We start from the raw sequence: 15,389 nt of genomic DNA on the forward strand, positions 1-15,389 counted from the left end.
TTAATACGAATTATCAAAACACCCATTACTATCCTAGGCCAATTACCAAGGATTAGCCTCTACCGGGAAGCATCGATCTCTCTCCATTCCCAGACGGCTTAACAGCTGAAGCATATCTTTCTTCTGCATACGCACTTCCAGAATAATAGATCCTTTTTCATCTACCTCTTCGGAAAGCACCGCACCACTTTCATACAAACGAGCCCTGAACTGCCCCTCCTTTGGAGAGAGGGCAACACTATCATGAAACACGTCATCTGCCAGTAGTTCATTGACCGCTTCAAACAACAGGTTATGACCTTCACCGGTTACAGCAGAGAGCCAGACCCTGATTGGACGACCCTCTTCATTACGGTCAATCCGTGGCTTTCGTCCTTCAATCAGGTCAATCTTGTTGTAAACCTCGAGTACAGGCACCTCATCGGCCCCAATCTCACGAAGCACATGCTCCACTTCAGAAATATGGTCGTGACGATCATCATCATGACAATCAATCACATGCAGCAGTAACGTTGCCTCTATCGTCTCCTGCAGTGTTGCCCGAAAGGCTTCAACTAATTTATGCGGCAAGTGGCGAATAAATCCAACTGTATCCGCCAGAATCGCCTGACCAACATCTTCTACTTCTATCTTACGCAGGGTTGGATCCAAGGTCGCGAATAACTGATCTGCCGCATAGACCTCAGAGGTTGTCAGGTAGTTAAACAGTGTAGACTTGCCGGCATTGGTATAACCAACCAGCGAGAGCGTCGGTACTTCAGCACGCTTACGGGCACGACGTCCCTGATCACGTTGCTTACGCACTTTTTCCAGACGTTTATGGATTGATTTCATCCGCGCCCGCAGCAAACGACGGTCGGTCTCAAGCTGAGTTTCCCCCGGCCCCCTCAGACCAATCCCCCCTTTCTGTCGTTCTAGGTGAGTCCAACCTCTGACAAGTCGGGTAGACATATGATCCAGCTGTGCCAGCTCAACTTGCAGCTTACCCTCGTGAGTTCTTGCACGCTGAGCAAAGATATCCAGAATAAGGCCGGTGCGATCAAGCACCCTGCTCTGAATCTCACGCTCAACATTTCGTTCCTGGGCTGGGCTTAAAGCATGATTAAAGATCACAAGCTGTGCGTCGTGCATGTGAACCAGATCACGCAGCTCTTCCAGCTTACCCTGACCGATAAAAAACTTTGGATTAGGATGAGAAAGCGACCCGGTAAGAAACTCTACCGGGTCGGCTCCTGCAGAAATGGCTAGCTCTTCGAGCTCTTTTGGACTTTCCTGATCAGCCTCAGCGGACAGATTCATATGGACTAAAATGGCACGTTCACCACTTTTCGGGCGCTCAAAGAACAATGATTATTAGTCCTCTGCCTTAGCTTCATCCGCAGATGGAAGCTTCACTGGTCGTGCTGGCACAACCGTAGAAATAGCATGTTTATATACCATCTGGCTGACAGTATTTTTTAACAGAATCACAAACTGGTCGAATGACTCAATCTGCCCCTGCAGTTTGATTCCGTTAACTAAGAAAATTGATACCGGAATACGCTCTTTTCGTAACGCATTCAGATAAGGGTCTTGTAAAGACTGCCCTTTTGACATTTGCAAACTCCTTCCCGAGAAATATTTATAATTTGTCGTTATTTTTAAGCTGGCGGCGCACAATCCACCGCTTTTTTGCCCCACTACTGCTATATATGCAGCTTTTTTGCAGGCCAGCATGACATTATATAATGCTACCCTCTATTAATTTCAAGGTATTAGGCAATAGTTTTCCATCATGAGTATCCATCCAATGGAGATTTTCCCAACTTCTGAGCCAGGTTACCTGGCGTTTTGCTAACTGCCGAGTAGCAACGATTCCTTTAAACCGCATCGTTTCATAATCCCACTGATCCGAAAAATATTCCCACATCTGACGATACCCAACGCAACGCACGGATGGCATTTTGATATCAAGATCACCGCGATCCCACAATGCACGAACTTCATTTTCAAACCCCTGATCAAGCATCATATCAAAGCGCTTTTCGATACGTTCATGCAATTCTGAACGCTGCTGCGGCATCACTGCCAGAGAGATAATGGGAAAATCCGGTTTCTGTTTTTCCTGCTCTGCCCACAGCTCTGTCATACTCCGACCAGTAATTTCATACACTTCGAGGGCACGCTGCAACCTTTGCGCATCATTCGGGTTTAAGCGCGCAGCAGATTCCGGGTCCACCTCTGCCAGACGAGCATGAATAGCACCCCACCCTTCTGATTCAGCCTGCTTGGACAGTCTCTCCCTCACGGCAGGATCCGCCTCGGGGAGTGCTGCCAATCCATTTTTTAATGCATGAAAATAGAGCATCGTCCCTCCGGTCAGGATCGGAACTTTGCCTGCCTTGTGAATTTGCGTAATCTGCTGCAAAGCATCCCGCCTAAACTCGGCCGCAGAATATGCATCGACCGGATCACAGATATCGATTAGTCTGTGCGGATAGTTCGCCAACACCTCAGGCTCAGGCTTAGCCGTACCAATATCCATACCTCGATAGATCATCGCCGAGTCCACGCTAACTATCTCACAGGGTAGCTGGTCGTACAGTTTCATCGCTAAGTCGGTCTTTCCAGACGCGGTTGGCCCCATGAGAAATACAACAGGTAGATTGCTCACCATATCGCCCTTACTGTCCACGCATAAATAATTTATCCAGGTCAGCCATACTCATCTGGCTCCAAGTTGGCCTTCCGTGATTACATTGCCCCGACCTTTCTGTCTGTTCCATATCTCTGAGTAAGGCATTCATCTCAGGCAGGGTCAGTTGACGATTCGCCCTGACCGCACCATGACACGCCATCGTCGCCAATAATTCATTAATATGCTGCTCAATTCGCTTACTTTCACCATATACCAGCATATCTGAGAGCACGTCACGAATAAGTATTTCAACATTCCCCTTAGAGAGAGATACAGGTACCTGGCGAACCACCAGAGTCTCCTCCCCCATTCGGGCAAGTTCAAAACCGAGGCGTCGGAATGTATCAGCCTGTTCCTCTGCACAGTCAGCTTCTCGCTGACTCACTGCGAGACTCATTGGCACTAACAGCGGCTGAGAACGAACAACATCCTCTTCATAGGAGTGTTTCATACGTTCATAGACGATGCGCTCATGCGCAGCATGCATATCCACCACCACCAAACCTTGTTCATTTTCCGCCAGAATATATACGCCGTGTAACTGGGCGATGGCATAGCCCATAGGAGGGCATTGATCACTTTCCTGATCTCGACCTCTGGATCCATCAACCACATCACTGCTCCCCCCATCCGGATGCAACGCCGCATAACCGCTGATCTGCTCCCGAATCTGAGAGACCGCAGCGGGAGCTTCAGAACGATAGGATGAAGAGGAATAACTATCAGACATCCGGGTAGCAGGACGGAATGTCATACGTCCCTGCTCATAATTTTGCTCTGCAATGGGTTTCCGCGGCTGTTGAGGCACCGATTCCCCAACACCAGATTCCAGTGTTTGCATCTGATCTTGCGGACGCATATCCGCTATCAGTCGGTGCAGAGTCCGAAAGAGAAAATCATGCACAAGGCGACTCTCACGGAAACGCACCTCATGCTTGGTTGGATGCACATTTACATCCACCAGCGACGGATCGAGTTCCAGATACAGGACATAGGCGGGGTGACGACCATGATACAAAACATCTGCATACGCCTGGCGCACAGCATGAGTAACGACTTTATCCCGGATCATGCGACCATTAACAAAGAAATACTGGAGATCTGCCTGACTGCGTGAAAACGTAGGCAAACCCACCCAACCCCATAGTCGAAGTCCTGATGCTTCTGCTATCACATCAGCCTTGAGCGCATTATCAATGAATGCTGAGCCACATATACTAGCGACACGTCGCTCCTGTTCTATCTCACTCTGAGCCTGGCGCAGCTGATGGATCACCTTACCGTTATGACTAAGCTGAAAGGCGACATCAAATCGACTCAAAGCCAGCCGTTTTAACACCTCATCCAGGTGACGAAACTCAGTTTTCTCGGTTTTGAGAAACTTTCTCCGTGCCGGAGTATTAAAAAAAAGATCCTTAACCTCTACGGTCGTTCCCTGCGGATGGGCAGCTGGCTCCAACTGCGCCTCCATATCACGCCCTTCGGTATGAACCTGCCAAGCACTCTCCTGATCAGCTTGACGCGAAGTTAGGGTAAGACGTGAAACAGAGCTGATACTGGCAAGCGCCTCTCCCCGAAACCCCAGACTGCCTACCGCTTCAAGGTCTTCCAATACTGTAATCTTTGAGGTCGCATGGCGGCTCAGGGCCAGGGGCAGGTCATCCCTATCTATTCCCTCACCATTATCGCGAATACGCATCAATTTCACGCCGCCCTGCTCAACATCCAGATCAATTTTAGTGGCACCCGCATCCAGACTGTTTTCCAGTATCTCTTTAATAACTGACGCTGGACGTTCAACAACCTCACCGGCCGCTATCTGGTTGGCCAGCCGCGGTGAAAGAAGATGTATTCGAGACATTAAAAACCCTTAGGATCAGAAACCATCAACTGGTTGGAATTCGAAGCAACTGGCCAATTTTAATCTGATCATTTTTCAGATTATTGGCTTTGCGCAAAGCACTTAAGGATACACCGTTTCGCGATGCGATCACTGAGAGCGTATCTCCGCGTACCACTTTGTAGGTTTTATTACTGGCAGCTTTGCGCTGGGCAATATAGGTCAGCGCTGGCGGTTTACGTTCAAAATGCTGAGTAATCCCCTTATAAACCGCATCAGCCATCTTTTTCTGATAACTACGCGTTTTCAGCTTTGCTGCCTCGCCGGGATTCGATATAAAGCCGGTTTCAACCAGAATTGAGGGGATATCCGGTGACTTCAAAACCACAAACCCTGCCTGCTCCACATGCGACTTGTGCATTTTTGCAAACCGCCTGATATTGCCATGAATCTTCTTCGCGATAGAGCGACTGTCTTCCCGGCTTGCGGTCATAGACATATCCAGCAACACGCTGGCAAGGACATTATCTTTATCATCCAGACTAACACTGCCCACACCACCAATCAGATCGGCACTGTTCTCTTTGCGGGCTAGCCAGCGCCCCATCTCACTACTAGCTCCACGAGGAGACAAAACCCATACTGAAGCACCTCGGGCCCGGGAATCCTTGAATGCATCCGCATGAATCGAGACAAAAAGATCTGCATTCTGTTTGCGCGCTAACTGGGTACGCCCCCGTAAACTGATGTAATAATCACCCGTACGGATAAGCTGCCCTTTATAACCGGGCGTTGCATCCAAACGACGTTTTAACTCCTTGGCAATTGCCAGAACCACATCCTTCTCTCGCACACGGCCCGCGCCTATAGCTCCGGGATCATCGCCACCATGCCCAGCATCTATTGCGACCACAATATCGCGTCCGGCAGCGCGTTTAGGCTCAGCAGTTTTATTAACTTTTTTGAGGGAGGTTTTCTCGTACAGATCCAGAACCAGACGGTTCCCATATTGCTGATTGGGTTTTAATTCAAAACTTTTAGGTCGGATCGCACGCTTAAGATCGAGCACCAGGCGCAGTGTTTTACCATTTTTGCCAGAGCGAACCCGTTTAACCGGGCTTTTCCCCAGATTGAGCTTATTCAGATCGGCTTTAAGGGTTGAGTCCTTCACATCCAACACAATGCGATCGGGGTTATTCAGAGTAAATACTTTGTGCTCAGCCGGACCACTCATATCAAACACAAGTCGTGCATGATCCGGCGCAATCCACATCCGCACATTATTGATAGCCGCTGCCTGTGCAAAGGATCCTGCAAAGCAGATCATCCAGCTCAATACAACGACCAAACCCTTCACAGATCTACTCATCAGCATATTACTTTAGCCAACCCCTTCATTATTATCTTTTGGCTTGTAATAAGTTATCGGCCATCAAGGCTCCCATTGAAGTTTGCGGTACCCAGCTTAATTTTCGGCCAAGCCCCTCAAGCTCAATAGTTAACACCAGATCAGCTACCGGAAGTATACCTTTACCACGCTCAGGCCACTCTACCAAACAGAGTGCATCGCCCTCAAAATAATCACGTATTCCCAGATATTCCAACTCCTCCGGATCAGACAATCGGTAGAGGTCAAAATGGTAAACCTGCTGCCCATCTATCTCATACGGTTCAACCAGCGTATAGGTTGGACTCTTAACAGAACCTTGATGCCCAAAACCACGCAGAATGCCACGACTGAGGGTTGTTTTACCCATACCCAGATCACCCAACAGGAAGATCACCCCACGTCCGGCACTGGCTTTTGCAATCTGATGACCAAAAGCCACCATAGATTCCTCATCTGGCAAACTGATTTGAAAGTCACTACTCATAGGTATTATTAATTACTCCCGGTATTTCATTGATAAGATCTGATGCCTTCATACCAATTTCGCCCTGTCTTCGCGCCACCAGATCCGCCGCTGTTGCATGTACATAAACAGCCAGCCGTGCTGCCGTTTCCGCCGTCAGCCCCTGAGCCAGAAAGGCACCGCAGATACCCGACAACACATCCCCCATACCCGCTACAGCCATCCCAGGATTACCGGCATCACACAGATACGTAGCATCACCGGCATTCACCAATGACCCCGCTCCTTTGAGCACCACACTTCCACCACAGAGCTTTTGCAAAAGAGCAACGGATAAAAAACGATCCTGATTAATTTCAGCAACAGAGCTGGCCAATAATCGCGACGCTTCTCCCGGATGCGGCGTGATGATCCAATTTTCCCGCTGCAACTGGGGTAATTTACCATTAGCCGCTAACAGGTTGAGGGCATCAGCATCCAGCACCAAGGGTATATCAACACCGAGTACTGCATGAAGCATCTGATCCGACCAGGCATTCTGCCCAAGACCCGGGCCTAAAACAATGACATCTGCTTTTTCGAGCAACGGAAGCAAAGCTCCTGTTGACTCGACACCATGAACCATCACTTCAGGAGAGCGGGCTAGAGAAGCTGAGAGATGTTCAACGCGCGTAGCCAAGGAGACCAATCCAGCACCACTTCGCATGGCAGCATCAGAAGCCAGCAAGGCAGCGCCGCCCATACCCAGATTCCCACCGATCACCAGCAGGTGACCGAATTTACCTTTGTGCGACCCTTTGGGCCTCGGGGGGAGATACTCTGTGAGATCCTCCTGCGTGGTTCTGAAGACATTCACCGGAACCTGATCGTAGACCTCCTCTGGAACCTTGAGTCCATCAAAAAGGATCAGCCCACAATGGTCTACCGCCTCTGAGGTCAATAACCCTCTCTTCAAACCGATGAAACTGAGTGTCAGATCAGCTTTCACTGCTACGCCCAACACTCGACCACTGTCTGCGCAAAGTCCTGATGGGATATCAACTGCGATGACGGGCTTAGGCGCTCGGTTGATCAGATCGATAACCTGATTAAACGGCGATCGAACCTGACCGGTTAACCCGGTTCCAAGGAGAGCATCTATAATGCAATCCCCTTCTATCTCAATTCCTGCGTTGAAAAGTTCATAAGCGGATGAGATCTGCTGTAGCTGCTGCCACGCCAATGCAGCTTCACCCTGTAAACGCTGAGCAAAATCCTCACCGCCCACACAGATAAGCTGTACTTTCAGTCCCTTGTTATGCGCCAACCCAGCCACAACAAAACCATCGCCACCATTATTTCCGCCACCGCAGATCACTGTGACCGAAGAGAGTGCCGGGAATCGCTCAATCATTTCGGCAAATACCGCATGGCCCGCCCTCTGCATCAAGCGAATACCAGGTATTGAAAACTGTTCGATCGCTGTTTTATCCAGCACGCGAGTCTGTTCAGCTGTGTATAATGGTGCAGGTAATACAGTTCTGTTAACTGACATCTGCCTTACTCACTCTTTTTTATAACATTATGAGGAATACGCCCCTGCCTGGGCAAGCCTGACCATGCCAGAGTTATCCCCAAAAGCCCTGAGTGACCTTGCAGCCTCGATCAAAAGCTGGGCCAAAGAGCTAGGCTTTCAACAGTGCGGCATTACAGACTGTGACCTTACCGATGAGCAAGCACACTATGAAGAGTGGCTGGCCCAGGGGTTTCACGGCGAGATGGGCTATCTGGCAAATCATCTGGATAAACGGTTTACTGCTGAACAGCTGGTCCCCGGGGCACAACGTATCATCTGTGTACGCATGGACTATCTCCCTCCAGATACACAGGCTCTCAATATTTTGGAGAACTCAGCCACAGCCTACGTCTCCCGCTATACCCTCGGTCGTGATTATCACAAACTGATTAGAAAGCGACTCACTCAACTTGGGAAAAAAATTAATGCGGCAGTCGATGAGACTGTATTTCGTGCTTTTGTCGATAGCGCCCCAATTCTGGAAAGACCACTGGCAGAAAAAGCCGGCATCGGCTGGCGTGGCAAACACACGCTCATCCTCAATCGGGAAGCGGGATCGATGTTTTTCCTGGGAGAGCTGTTCATAGACCTACCGTTACCTATCGATCCTCCGACTGATGAGGAGCATTGTGGAAAATGCACCGCATGTCTGGATGTCTGCCCAACCCAAGCGTTTCCACAACCACATCTGCTGGATGCCCGCAGGTGCATATCCTACCTCACTATTGAACTGGATGGCGCCATACCTGAAGAGCTGCGCCCACTGATTGGCAACCGTATTTTTGGATGTGATGATTGTCAGTTGATCTGCCCCTGGAACCGCTTTTCCAACTTTACTCAGGAAACTGACTTTCATCCCAGACAACAACTTGACCGAAGTGACCTGATCAACCTTTTTCAATGGAGTGAGGAGGAGTTCCTTAAAAGAACCGAAGGCTCAGCCATTCGACGCACGGGCTATATCGGCTGGTTACGCAATATCGCCACAGCGTTAGGCAACAGTGCTGGAGGAAAAGAGGTAGAAGCCACGCTCAAAGAGAAGCTGGAGCATGAATCCAGCGTGGTCCGGGAGCATGTTCGATGGGCTTTGGATCATTTAAAGAGTTTGGAATCAGGGACAGTTCATCCGATCAGCCACCATCCCCGCCGTCGAAAACTCAACTTCTGATCAGCACTTAATAAAATGCTCGCGATAGTGGCTGAGCTCAGCAATAGAGTCCTTAATATCATCCAGTGCAAGATGAGAGCCTTTCTTTACAACCCCGGCAGCGACTTCCGGATTCCAGCGTTTCGCCAGCTCTTTTAACGAACTCACATCCAGATTACGGTAGTGGAAGAAAGCTTCCAGTTCAGGCATATATTTATTCAGAAAACGGCGATCCTGACCAATACTATTACCACACATAGGTGAGACACCGGCCTCGACATACTGCTGCAAGAACGCAATAGTCTGTTGCTCAGCATCCGCCTCCGTAATCTGACTCTGCTTCACTCGCTCTGTCAGACCCGACTTACCATGCTGATTAGTACACCACTCATCCATACCGTTCAGAGTCGTATCTGACTGATGTATCGCAAGAGTAGGCCCCTCTGCCAAAATATTCAGGTTGGAATCCGTCACGATAGTTGCAATCTCTATAATCACATCCGTTTCCGGCTCCAAACCGGTCATTTCCAGATCAATCCAGATCAAATTGTCCTTATTTACCATTTATCTCTCCCAAATTTGACGCAGACACTACACTTTCCCTTAGAATACCCTACCTTCTAATCTCTTGCTTCGATAAAACGGGGATCTATAGCTCCGGTACTTTAACCTGGGCTAACAAACTATGGCGAAACGTAAACTTACCCGCCGTCAAAACTGGCGCATTCAGAAAATTCAGGAAGAACGCGCTGCACGTGCTTCAAAAAAAGATGCCGCTATTGATGAGCAGTTAGAAAACAGTGATCTTGGCCCAGAGCAACACGGACTTATCATCTCTCACTTTGGCCGCACTGTAGATGTCGAAGCCAATGAAGGTGAGCGCCAGGGGGAGATCATCCGCTGCCATATGCGCACCAACCTTGGTCAATTAGTCACCGGTGACCAGGTCATCTGGCGCGAAGGCAAAGATAGCGGCGTGGTTGTTGCTAAACTCGAGCGTAAGAGTGAACTACTCCGCCCGAACCCCTACGGAGATATGAAACCGGTCGCTGCCAATATCGACTTCATTGTTATCACAGTTGCTGTCGAACCGACTCCACACGCCAACCTGATAGACCGATACCTCGTAGCCGCTGAACTAAGCGGTATTGAACCGGTTATCCTGCTAAACAAAACCGATCTACTTAACCAAGAGAACCGCGAAAAGATCGAAGCTATGCTGCAACGCTATCGCGACATCGGTTATGAAGTACTGCTTGCGTCAAGCTCCTCAGATGAGGGTCTGTCCGATCTCAAAACAAAGCTTGATCAGCGGATAAGTGTGTTTGTGGGGCAATCTGGTGTCGGCAAATCCTCTCTGATCAACGCGCTGCTTCCTGGTATTGAACTTAAGGTCGGCGCACTTTCAAGCCAGACAAGAAAAGGGCGTCATACCACCACAACCGCGAGACTCTTCCATTTCCCTGAGGGGGGAGACCTGATAGATTCACCGGGTATCAGGGAGTTTGGTCTGTGGCATATCGAGCCAAATGACGTCATAGACGGGTTCAGAGAGCTTCAGCCGCTTTCCGGGCTCTGTCGTTTTCGTGACTGTAACCATGAAAAAGAACCGGGTTGTGCACTGAAAAGTGCCGTAGAAGATGGCACAATCAGCGAGCAACGGTGGAACAGTTACAAACATATCCTCTGTTCCATAGAAGAACAGAATAGCTAACACGTACGAGAGTTAAGCAGTAGGCATCAGGCGGAGAGACAATGTCAGAAGATCTATATGGAGTTAAATCCTGGGTTGAATACCTCAAAGACAAAGACCTGCCTGTCCGCAACAGTGTTCTCCGTCGACTACAAAAACAGCTAAAGAAGCCTGATATCACGCTCAGCAACCTGAACCATACGATTAAATCAGATCCAGTTATCTGTCTGCACATGGTCAGAAAAGCCTCTGAACTGCACAATCAGGTTGATTCCAAAGTTTCCAGTATTGATCATGCAATCAACTCTCTCGGCCTTGATAACATTAAGGCCGTGGTCAACGAAACTACGGCGCTGAAACTAAATCCAGCCAGCGTCTCACAGAAGATGTATTTCCGCTATATTGCAGTCAGCCATCACGCAGCCACCCAATCATCATCCTGGCTCAAACAGCGCAAAGCACCCTTTATTGAGGAGACCTATCTGGCGACCCTTTTTTACGGTGTGGGGCACTGGATGCTATGGCAGCACGCCTCACTGCATATGAGTGAAATTCAGATCAAGCTGAGAGAACAGAAAGCGGATGTCGTGCTTGCAGAGACGGATATTCTGGGCTGCACTATCCAGGAGATCTCACACGGGCTCATTGAGCACTGGGGCGTTTCTGATCTGGCACTGGTGAGTCTGGAACATGAAACTTCACCAGATAAAAAGACACTGGCCCAACTTCATCAACGTGCACTGGGCGACCCGCGTTTAACCGACAAAGATCTGCGCGAAATTAACCACCTGGTCCAGGAGAAATTTTTCCCGGTCAAACTTGCTAACTGGATCGCGCTGACTGCAAATCTGGGCTGGACGTTGACAAAATCGATGAAGATCATCGACATCATCAATGACTACCTAAAGGGCGAAATCGCAGAAACCATCAGCATGCTCCACCAGAACTGCGCACGTGCATCTCAGCAGTACCACGTTGCTGGCACAATGGCCCCAGCCGCAGAGATGTTACTCCTGCCCTCAGAGCAGATGATTAACTACAGGCTATCCCCTAAGGAGAAAGCCCTTCTTGAAGATAAGTTGCCTGCGATCAAACGACCTGAACCAGTCAAACCACCGGCTTCCGTCAAGTCAGAAGCTGAGCTGCAAACCCCAGCTACCGCGCCAGCAAAACCGGACTTTCTGGATCAGACAATCTATGATCAGATCCTCGAACGCTTCCTGAAAGGTTATAGTTTATACACCCAGCCTAAACATATTCTTCAGGGGCTGATTCAGGGGCTCAACCGTGGTTTGGGGTTTGACCGGGTATGCATGCACCTGATCAACAACAAAACCAACAGTATGAAAACCGCCTTCTCTGTTGGATTTGATGACAATCACCCCATCGCCCAGTTTTCCTATGATCTGAAGATTCCCAGCCTGTTTAAGCGATTACGGGATAAACCGGGCTGTATCTGGGTGAAGCCTGATAATTCAGAACAGATGCAACAGATGCTCCCGGATATCTATCGTGGTTGGTGTAACCCTAACAGCTTCCTGCTGATGTCCATTTTTTATGGAAATAAGCCGATTGCAATTATCCACGTGGATTACGGTCAACAAGGCAGTGAAGTCAGCCAGCTTCACCATGAGAAGTTCCGCTACCTCTGCTCTGCAGCAACTCTGAGCCTTAAAAAATTAGCCTCATGAACTGATGATCAGCTAGGTTTACCTCTTCGGCTTTTACAGGCCCAGACTAACCCAGTATTATCTCCCCTCCAATATTATCACTGGAGCTAAACCATGAATGTATCTCCTCTTATTGAGGCAGCGGATCTGAAGTCGCATCTGACAGATCCTGAGATTCTCATTATCGATCTATCCAGTGAAGAAAATTACCTTAAAGGCCATATTCCAGGTGCGGTACACCTGCCATCATCAAGATTGATGTCTGGGTTAGCACCCATCCCAAATCGATGCCCTACAGATGAACAGTTACAGAATCTCTGTGATGAGATAGGCCTCACCCCTGAAACCTGGGTCATCGCGTACGATGACCAGAAGGGCCCTTGGGCCGGTAGGTTAATGTGGACACTCAATATTGCAGGCCACCACCGCTGCTCTGTACTTAACGGCCAACTCTCTGCCTGGACCTCTACGGGTTTAACAACAGAGACACGCAGTAACGCATTTACTGCCGGCAGCTACCCCTGCACGATTGATCGTGATCTTATTGCAGATGTCGATTACATCACATCACATCTGAACTGTGACGGCCATCTGATCTGGGATGCCCGCAGCCTTGCTGAGTACTCAGGCGAGAAAATCATCAACGCCAAAAAGGGTGGCCATATCCCTGGGGCTAAACATTTCGAATGGACAGACTGTCTTATCAGCGATGAGGATTTGCGGATAAAACCTGCTGAGAAGCTGAGAGAAGAGCTGGAACACGCTGGCATTACAGCTGATAAGACAGTGATCACTCACTGTCAGACACATCGCCGCTCTGGGCTTACCTACCTGATCGCCCGTCATTTAGGTTTCAACGATATACGCTGCTACGATGGTTCGTGGTTTGAATGGGGCAACCTAGAAAACACCCCGGTGGAGAAATAATGAAACGCGTCAAAGACACCCTGTTTATCCTGTTCCAGCATATTGTCCCTCAGCATCTTCTCTCCAGATTGGTAGGTAAGATCGCTGATTGTCAGACCCCTTGGGTGAAAAATACCTTCATCAAATGGTTTGCAAATAAATATCGCATCAATATGACCGAAGCACGGGATGAGATCCCCACTAACTACCCGAGCTTCAACGCTTTTTTCACCCGCGAGCTGAAAGAGGATGCACGCCCAATCGATCATAGCAGTAACAGCATTGTTAGCCCCGCAGATGGCGCTATCAGCCAGCTTGGCAAGATCGAACATGGAAGAATATTTCAGGCCAAAGGCCGTGGCTACGGACTAGCAACGCTTTTGGGAGGTGATACTAAACGTGCTGAGCAGTTTATTGATGGAGAGTTTGCCACAATCTATCTCTCCCCTCGTGATTACCACCGGGTCCACATGCCTGTTAGTGGCACACTGCTGCACACTACCTATGTTCCGGGCGATCTGTTTTCAGTGAATCAGACAACGGCAGAAGGTGTGGATCAGCTGTTCGCACGTAACGAGCGCCTTGTTGCCTACTTTGAGACTGAACATGGTCCAATGGCCATGATTCTTGTGGGCGCAATGATTGTTGCGGGTATTGAGACAGTCTGGGGCGGACAGGAAGCGCCACGCTTGAAAAAACCAATTCATACCCCATTTAATAATCAGACGCCGGAGCCGATTCAACTGGAAAAAGGTGCCGAAATGGGGCGTTTCAAACTGGGTTCCACCGTTATACTGCTGTTTGGAAAAGATGCGCTCACCTGGTCAGATTCTCTTACAGCAGCCAGCCCAGTCAAATTGGGTGAGATGATCGCGCAAGCAGACTAATCAAGCGATCCATCGCCTATGAATACCTGTGCGCCGAAAAGCGACTTACCGCTACTGGCGCTTTACTATTTAGGTAAAAAGATACGATGTCTAATCTGATCAACCTGTTAGAAGAAAAGAATATTCAATTAAACACTGAACAGAATCTCGTATTAAGCCAAAGTCAGAAAAAGACTCAGGTCATTCCCCTGATTCATCAGCGCGTGCTCTCAATAGTGGGGCCTGATACCGAAAAATTCCTACAGGGACAACTCACCTGCGACGTCAGCGAACTCTTTTCCAGAGGGAGCGTATTAGGTGCACACTGTAATATCAAAGGTCACATGCTCAGCCTATTCCGGTTACTAAAGACGGGAGAGGAGCAGGTATGGATCCGCATGAACGCCGATATTTTTGAGAGCGCTCTGTCCAATCTGCAAAAATATATGATTTTTTCCAAAGCTGAAGCCTCCGAGGTCAGCAGTACGGTTGCAGGCATCGGTGTTACTGGCCCGGGTGCAGAAGCTTTAGTTGAGAGTCTATTTGATCGCTGCCCCAGTGAAGATGACGGTACGATTATGCTGACCAATGGTATCGTTGTGAGAGTACCTGGCAACCGTTTCGAAATATGGATGGGGGTCGATGAACTAACCACACTGATCAATAAGCTTCCGGATGAGGTCGGCCTGGGTTCAACGGACAGGTGGACCCTCAGTGAGATCGATGCAGGCATCCCCAATCTGCACACAGAGACTCAGGAAGCCTTTATCCCTCAGATGGCCAACCTACAAGCAGTGGGTGGCATCAGCTTTACTAAGGGTTGCTACACTGGCCAGGAGATTGTGACACGACTGCAGCACCGCGGGCAGTTAAAGAAACCTATGTATCTAGCAGAGATTAGTTCCGAACAACGTCCGGCACCAGGGGAACCTATTGATAGCCCGAGCAAAGCCAATGCTGGCCAGGTAGTCATTGCAGCCCCCTGCTCTGAAGGGCGATATCGCCTATTGGCCGTTATAAACAAAACAGCAGCTGAAGCCGGTGAGCTCCAACTGAATGGCACCACGCTCGAACTTCAGGAACTTCCTTATCAGTTAGATCCCAAGCTGTTTGAACCCAAATAATTGTATACACAGACAACAACTGTTGACCTGAAAACAGATTAGCGCGACACTGCTCTGC

At 49.1% G+C, this 15,389-nt stretch carries 14 protein-coding genes; 6 read left to right on the top strand and 8 right to left on the bottom strand.

The window, feature by feature from the left end; genetic code table 11:
* Window positions 1-42 precede the first annotated feature (42 nt).
* The 7 genes from hflX to Q0882_RS13215 all read right to left on the bottom strand — a co-directional run bounded on the left by hflX (window position 43) and on the right by Q0882_RS13215 (window position 7,904).
* Window positions 43-1,347: a ribosome rescue GTPase HflX gene (gene hflX, locus Q0882_RS13185; protein WP_299182520.1), complete on the bottom strand. Its 1,305-nt coding sequence runs from the start codon at window positions 1,345-1,347 to the stop codon at window positions 43-45.
* Between the two features lie 6 nt (window positions 1,348-1,353).
* Window positions 1,354-1,596, bottom strand: a complete 243-nt coding sequence (gene hfq, locus Q0882_RS13190) for an RNA chaperone Hfq (RefSeq protein WP_299182523.1) — start codon at window positions 1,594-1,596, stop codon at window positions 1,354-1,356.
* 124 nt (window positions 1,597-1,720) lie between these two features.
* Window positions 1,721-2,656, bottom strand: coding sequence for a tRNA (adenosine(37)-N6)-dimethylallyltransferase MiaA (gene miaA / locus Q0882_RS13195; RefSeq protein WP_366915933.1), 936 nt, complete (start codon window positions 2,654-2,656; stop codon window positions 1,721-1,723).
* A gap of 7 nt (window positions 2,657-2,663) precedes the next feature.
* On the bottom strand, window positions 2,664-4,538 hold the full coding sequence (mutL, locus tag Q0882_RS13200; RefSeq protein WP_299182525.1) for a DNA mismatch repair endonuclease MutL: 1,875 nt from the start codon (window positions 4,536-4,538) through the stop codon (window positions 2,664-2,666).
* 25 nt (window positions 4,539-4,563) lie between these two features.
* Window positions 4,564-5,886, bottom strand: a complete 1,323-nt coding sequence (locus Q0882_RS13205; protein ID WP_299182527.1) for an N-acetylmuramoyl-L-alanine amidase — start codon at window positions 5,884-5,886, stop codon at window positions 4,564-4,566.
* Window positions 5,887-5,917: 31 nt separating this feature from the next.
* Entirely contained in the window at window positions 5,918-6,391 is a 474-nt protein-coding gene (tsaE, locus tag Q0882_RS13210; protein WP_299182529.1) for a tRNA (adenosine(37)-N6)-threonylcarbamoyltransferase complex ATPase subunit type 1 TsaE, read from the bottom strand.
* Entirely contained in the window at window positions 6,384-7,904 is a 1,521-nt protein-coding gene (locus Q0882_RS13215; RefSeq protein ID WP_299182531.1) for an NAD(P)H-hydrate dehydratase, read from the bottom strand. The genes tsaE and Q0882_RS13215 overlap by 8 nt, the downstream gene beginning before the upstream one ends.
* Before the next feature lie 64 nt (window positions 7,905-7,968).
* Here Q0882_RS13215 and queG point away from each other — a divergent pair, with 64 nt between their 5' ends.
* A complete protein-coding gene (gene queG, locus Q0882_RS13220) occupies window positions 7,969-9,093 on the top strand; it encodes a tRNA epoxyqueuosine(34) reductase QueG (protein ID WP_299182533.1) in 1,125 nt (374 codons plus the stop codon).
* Here queG and orn read toward each other — a convergent pair whose 3' ends face one another.
* A complete protein-coding gene (orn, locus tag Q0882_RS13225; protein WP_299182536.1) occupies window positions 9,094-9,636 on the bottom strand; it encodes an oligoribonuclease in 543 nt (180 codons plus the stop codon). It abuts the gene before it with no gap.
* A 121-nt stretch (window positions 9,637-9,757) separates the two neighbouring features.
* On the opposite strand from orn, the gene rsgA reads away from it, so the two are divergent.
* The 5 genes from rsgA (at window position 9,758) to Q0882_RS13250 (ending at window position 15,331) form a co-directional block, all read left to right on the top strand.
* The gene (rsgA, locus tag Q0882_RS13230; RefSeq protein WP_299182538.1) at window positions 9,758-10,786 is read left to right on the top strand and encodes a small ribosomal subunit biogenesis GTPase RsgA; all 1,029 of its coding nucleotides are present in this window, start codon (window positions 9,758-9,760) and stop codon (window positions 10,784-10,786) included.
* Between the two features lie 41 nt (window positions 10,787-10,827).
* The gene (locus Q0882_RS13235; RefSeq protein ID WP_299182541.1) at window positions 10,828-12,456 is read left to right on the top strand and encodes an HDOD domain-containing protein; all 1,629 of its coding nucleotides are present in this window, start codon (window positions 10,828-10,830) and stop codon (window positions 12,454-12,456) included.
* Window positions 12,457-12,549: 93 nt separating this feature from the next.
* On the top strand, window positions 12,550-13,362 hold the full coding sequence (locus Q0882_RS13240) for a sulfurtransferase (protein ID WP_299182543.1): 813 nt from the start codon (window positions 12,550-12,552) through the stop codon (window positions 13,360-13,362).
* Window positions 13,362-14,228 carry an archaetidylserine decarboxylase gene (asd, locus tag Q0882_RS13245; RefSeq protein ID WP_299182546.1) on the top strand — a complete coding sequence of 289 codons (867 nt, stop codon included), beginning with the start codon at window positions 13,362-13,364 and terminating at the stop codon, window positions 14,226-14,228. The genes Q0882_RS13240 and asd overlap by 1 nt, the downstream gene beginning before the upstream one ends.
* A gap of 86 nt (window positions 14,229-14,314) precedes the next feature.
* Window positions 14,315-15,331 (top strand): folate-binding protein, encoded by a 1,017-nt coding sequence (locus tag Q0882_RS13250; protein ID WP_299182549.1) that lies wholly within the window; start codon window positions 14,315-14,317, stop codon window positions 15,329-15,331.
* Window positions 15,332-15,389 lie beyond the last annotated feature (58 nt).

It is taken from the genome of uncultured Neptuniibacter sp., assembly GCF_947498015.1.
GTDB lineage: Bacteria > Pseudomonadota > Gammaproteobacteria > Pseudomonadales > Balneatricaceae > Neptuniibacter.

Bases quoted from the DNA above. Each gene is read 5' to 3' on its own strand.
- hfq (WP_299182523.1), bottom strand. From the start codon at position 1,596: ATGTCAAAAGGGCAGTCTTTACAAGACCCTTATCTGAATGCGTTACGA.
- miaA (WP_366915933.1), bottom strand. From the start codon at position 2,656: ATGGTGAGCAATCTACCTGTTGTATTTCTCATGGGGCCAACCGCGTCT.
- mutL (WP_299182525.1), bottom strand. From the start codon at position 4,538: ATGTCTCGAATACATCTTCTTTCACCGCGGCTGGCCAACCAGATAGCG.
- Q0882_RS13205 (WP_299182527.1), bottom strand. From the start codon at position 5,886: ATGAGTAGATCTGTGAAGGGTTTGGTCGTTGTATTGAGCTGGATGATC.
- tsaE (WP_299182529.1), bottom strand. From the start codon at position 6,391: ATGAGTAGTGACTTTCAAATCAGTTTGCCAGATGAGGAATCTATGGTG.
- Q0882_RS13215 (WP_299182531.1), bottom strand. From the start codon at position 7,904: ATGTCAGTTAACAGAACTGTATTACCTGCACCATTATACACAGCTGAA.
- queG (WP_299182533.1), top strand. From the start codon at position 7,969: ATGCCAGAGTTATCCCCAAAAGCCCTGAGTGACCTTGCAGCCTCGATC.
- orn (WP_299182536.1), bottom strand. From the start codon at position 9,636: ATGGTAAATAAGGACAATTTGATCTGGATTGATCTGGAAATGACCGGT.
- rsgA (WP_299182538.1), top strand. From the start codon at position 9,758: ATGGCGAAACGTAAACTTACCCGCCGTCAAAACTGGCGCATTCAGAAA.
- Q0882_RS13235 (WP_299182541.1), top strand. From the start codon at position 10,828: ATGTCAGAAGATCTATATGGAGTTAAATCCTGGGTTGAATACCTCAAA.
- Q0882_RS13240 (WP_299182543.1), top strand. From the start codon at position 12,550: ATGAATGTATCTCCTCTTATTGAGGCAGCGGATCTGAAGTCGCATCTG.
- asd (WP_299182546.1), top strand. From the start codon at position 13,362: ATGAAACGCGTCAAAGACACCCTGTTTATCCTGTTCCAGCATATTGTC.
- Q0882_RS13250 (WP_299182549.1), top strand. From the start codon at position 14,315: ATGTCTAATCTGATCAACCTGTTAGAAGAAAAGAATATTCAATTAAAC.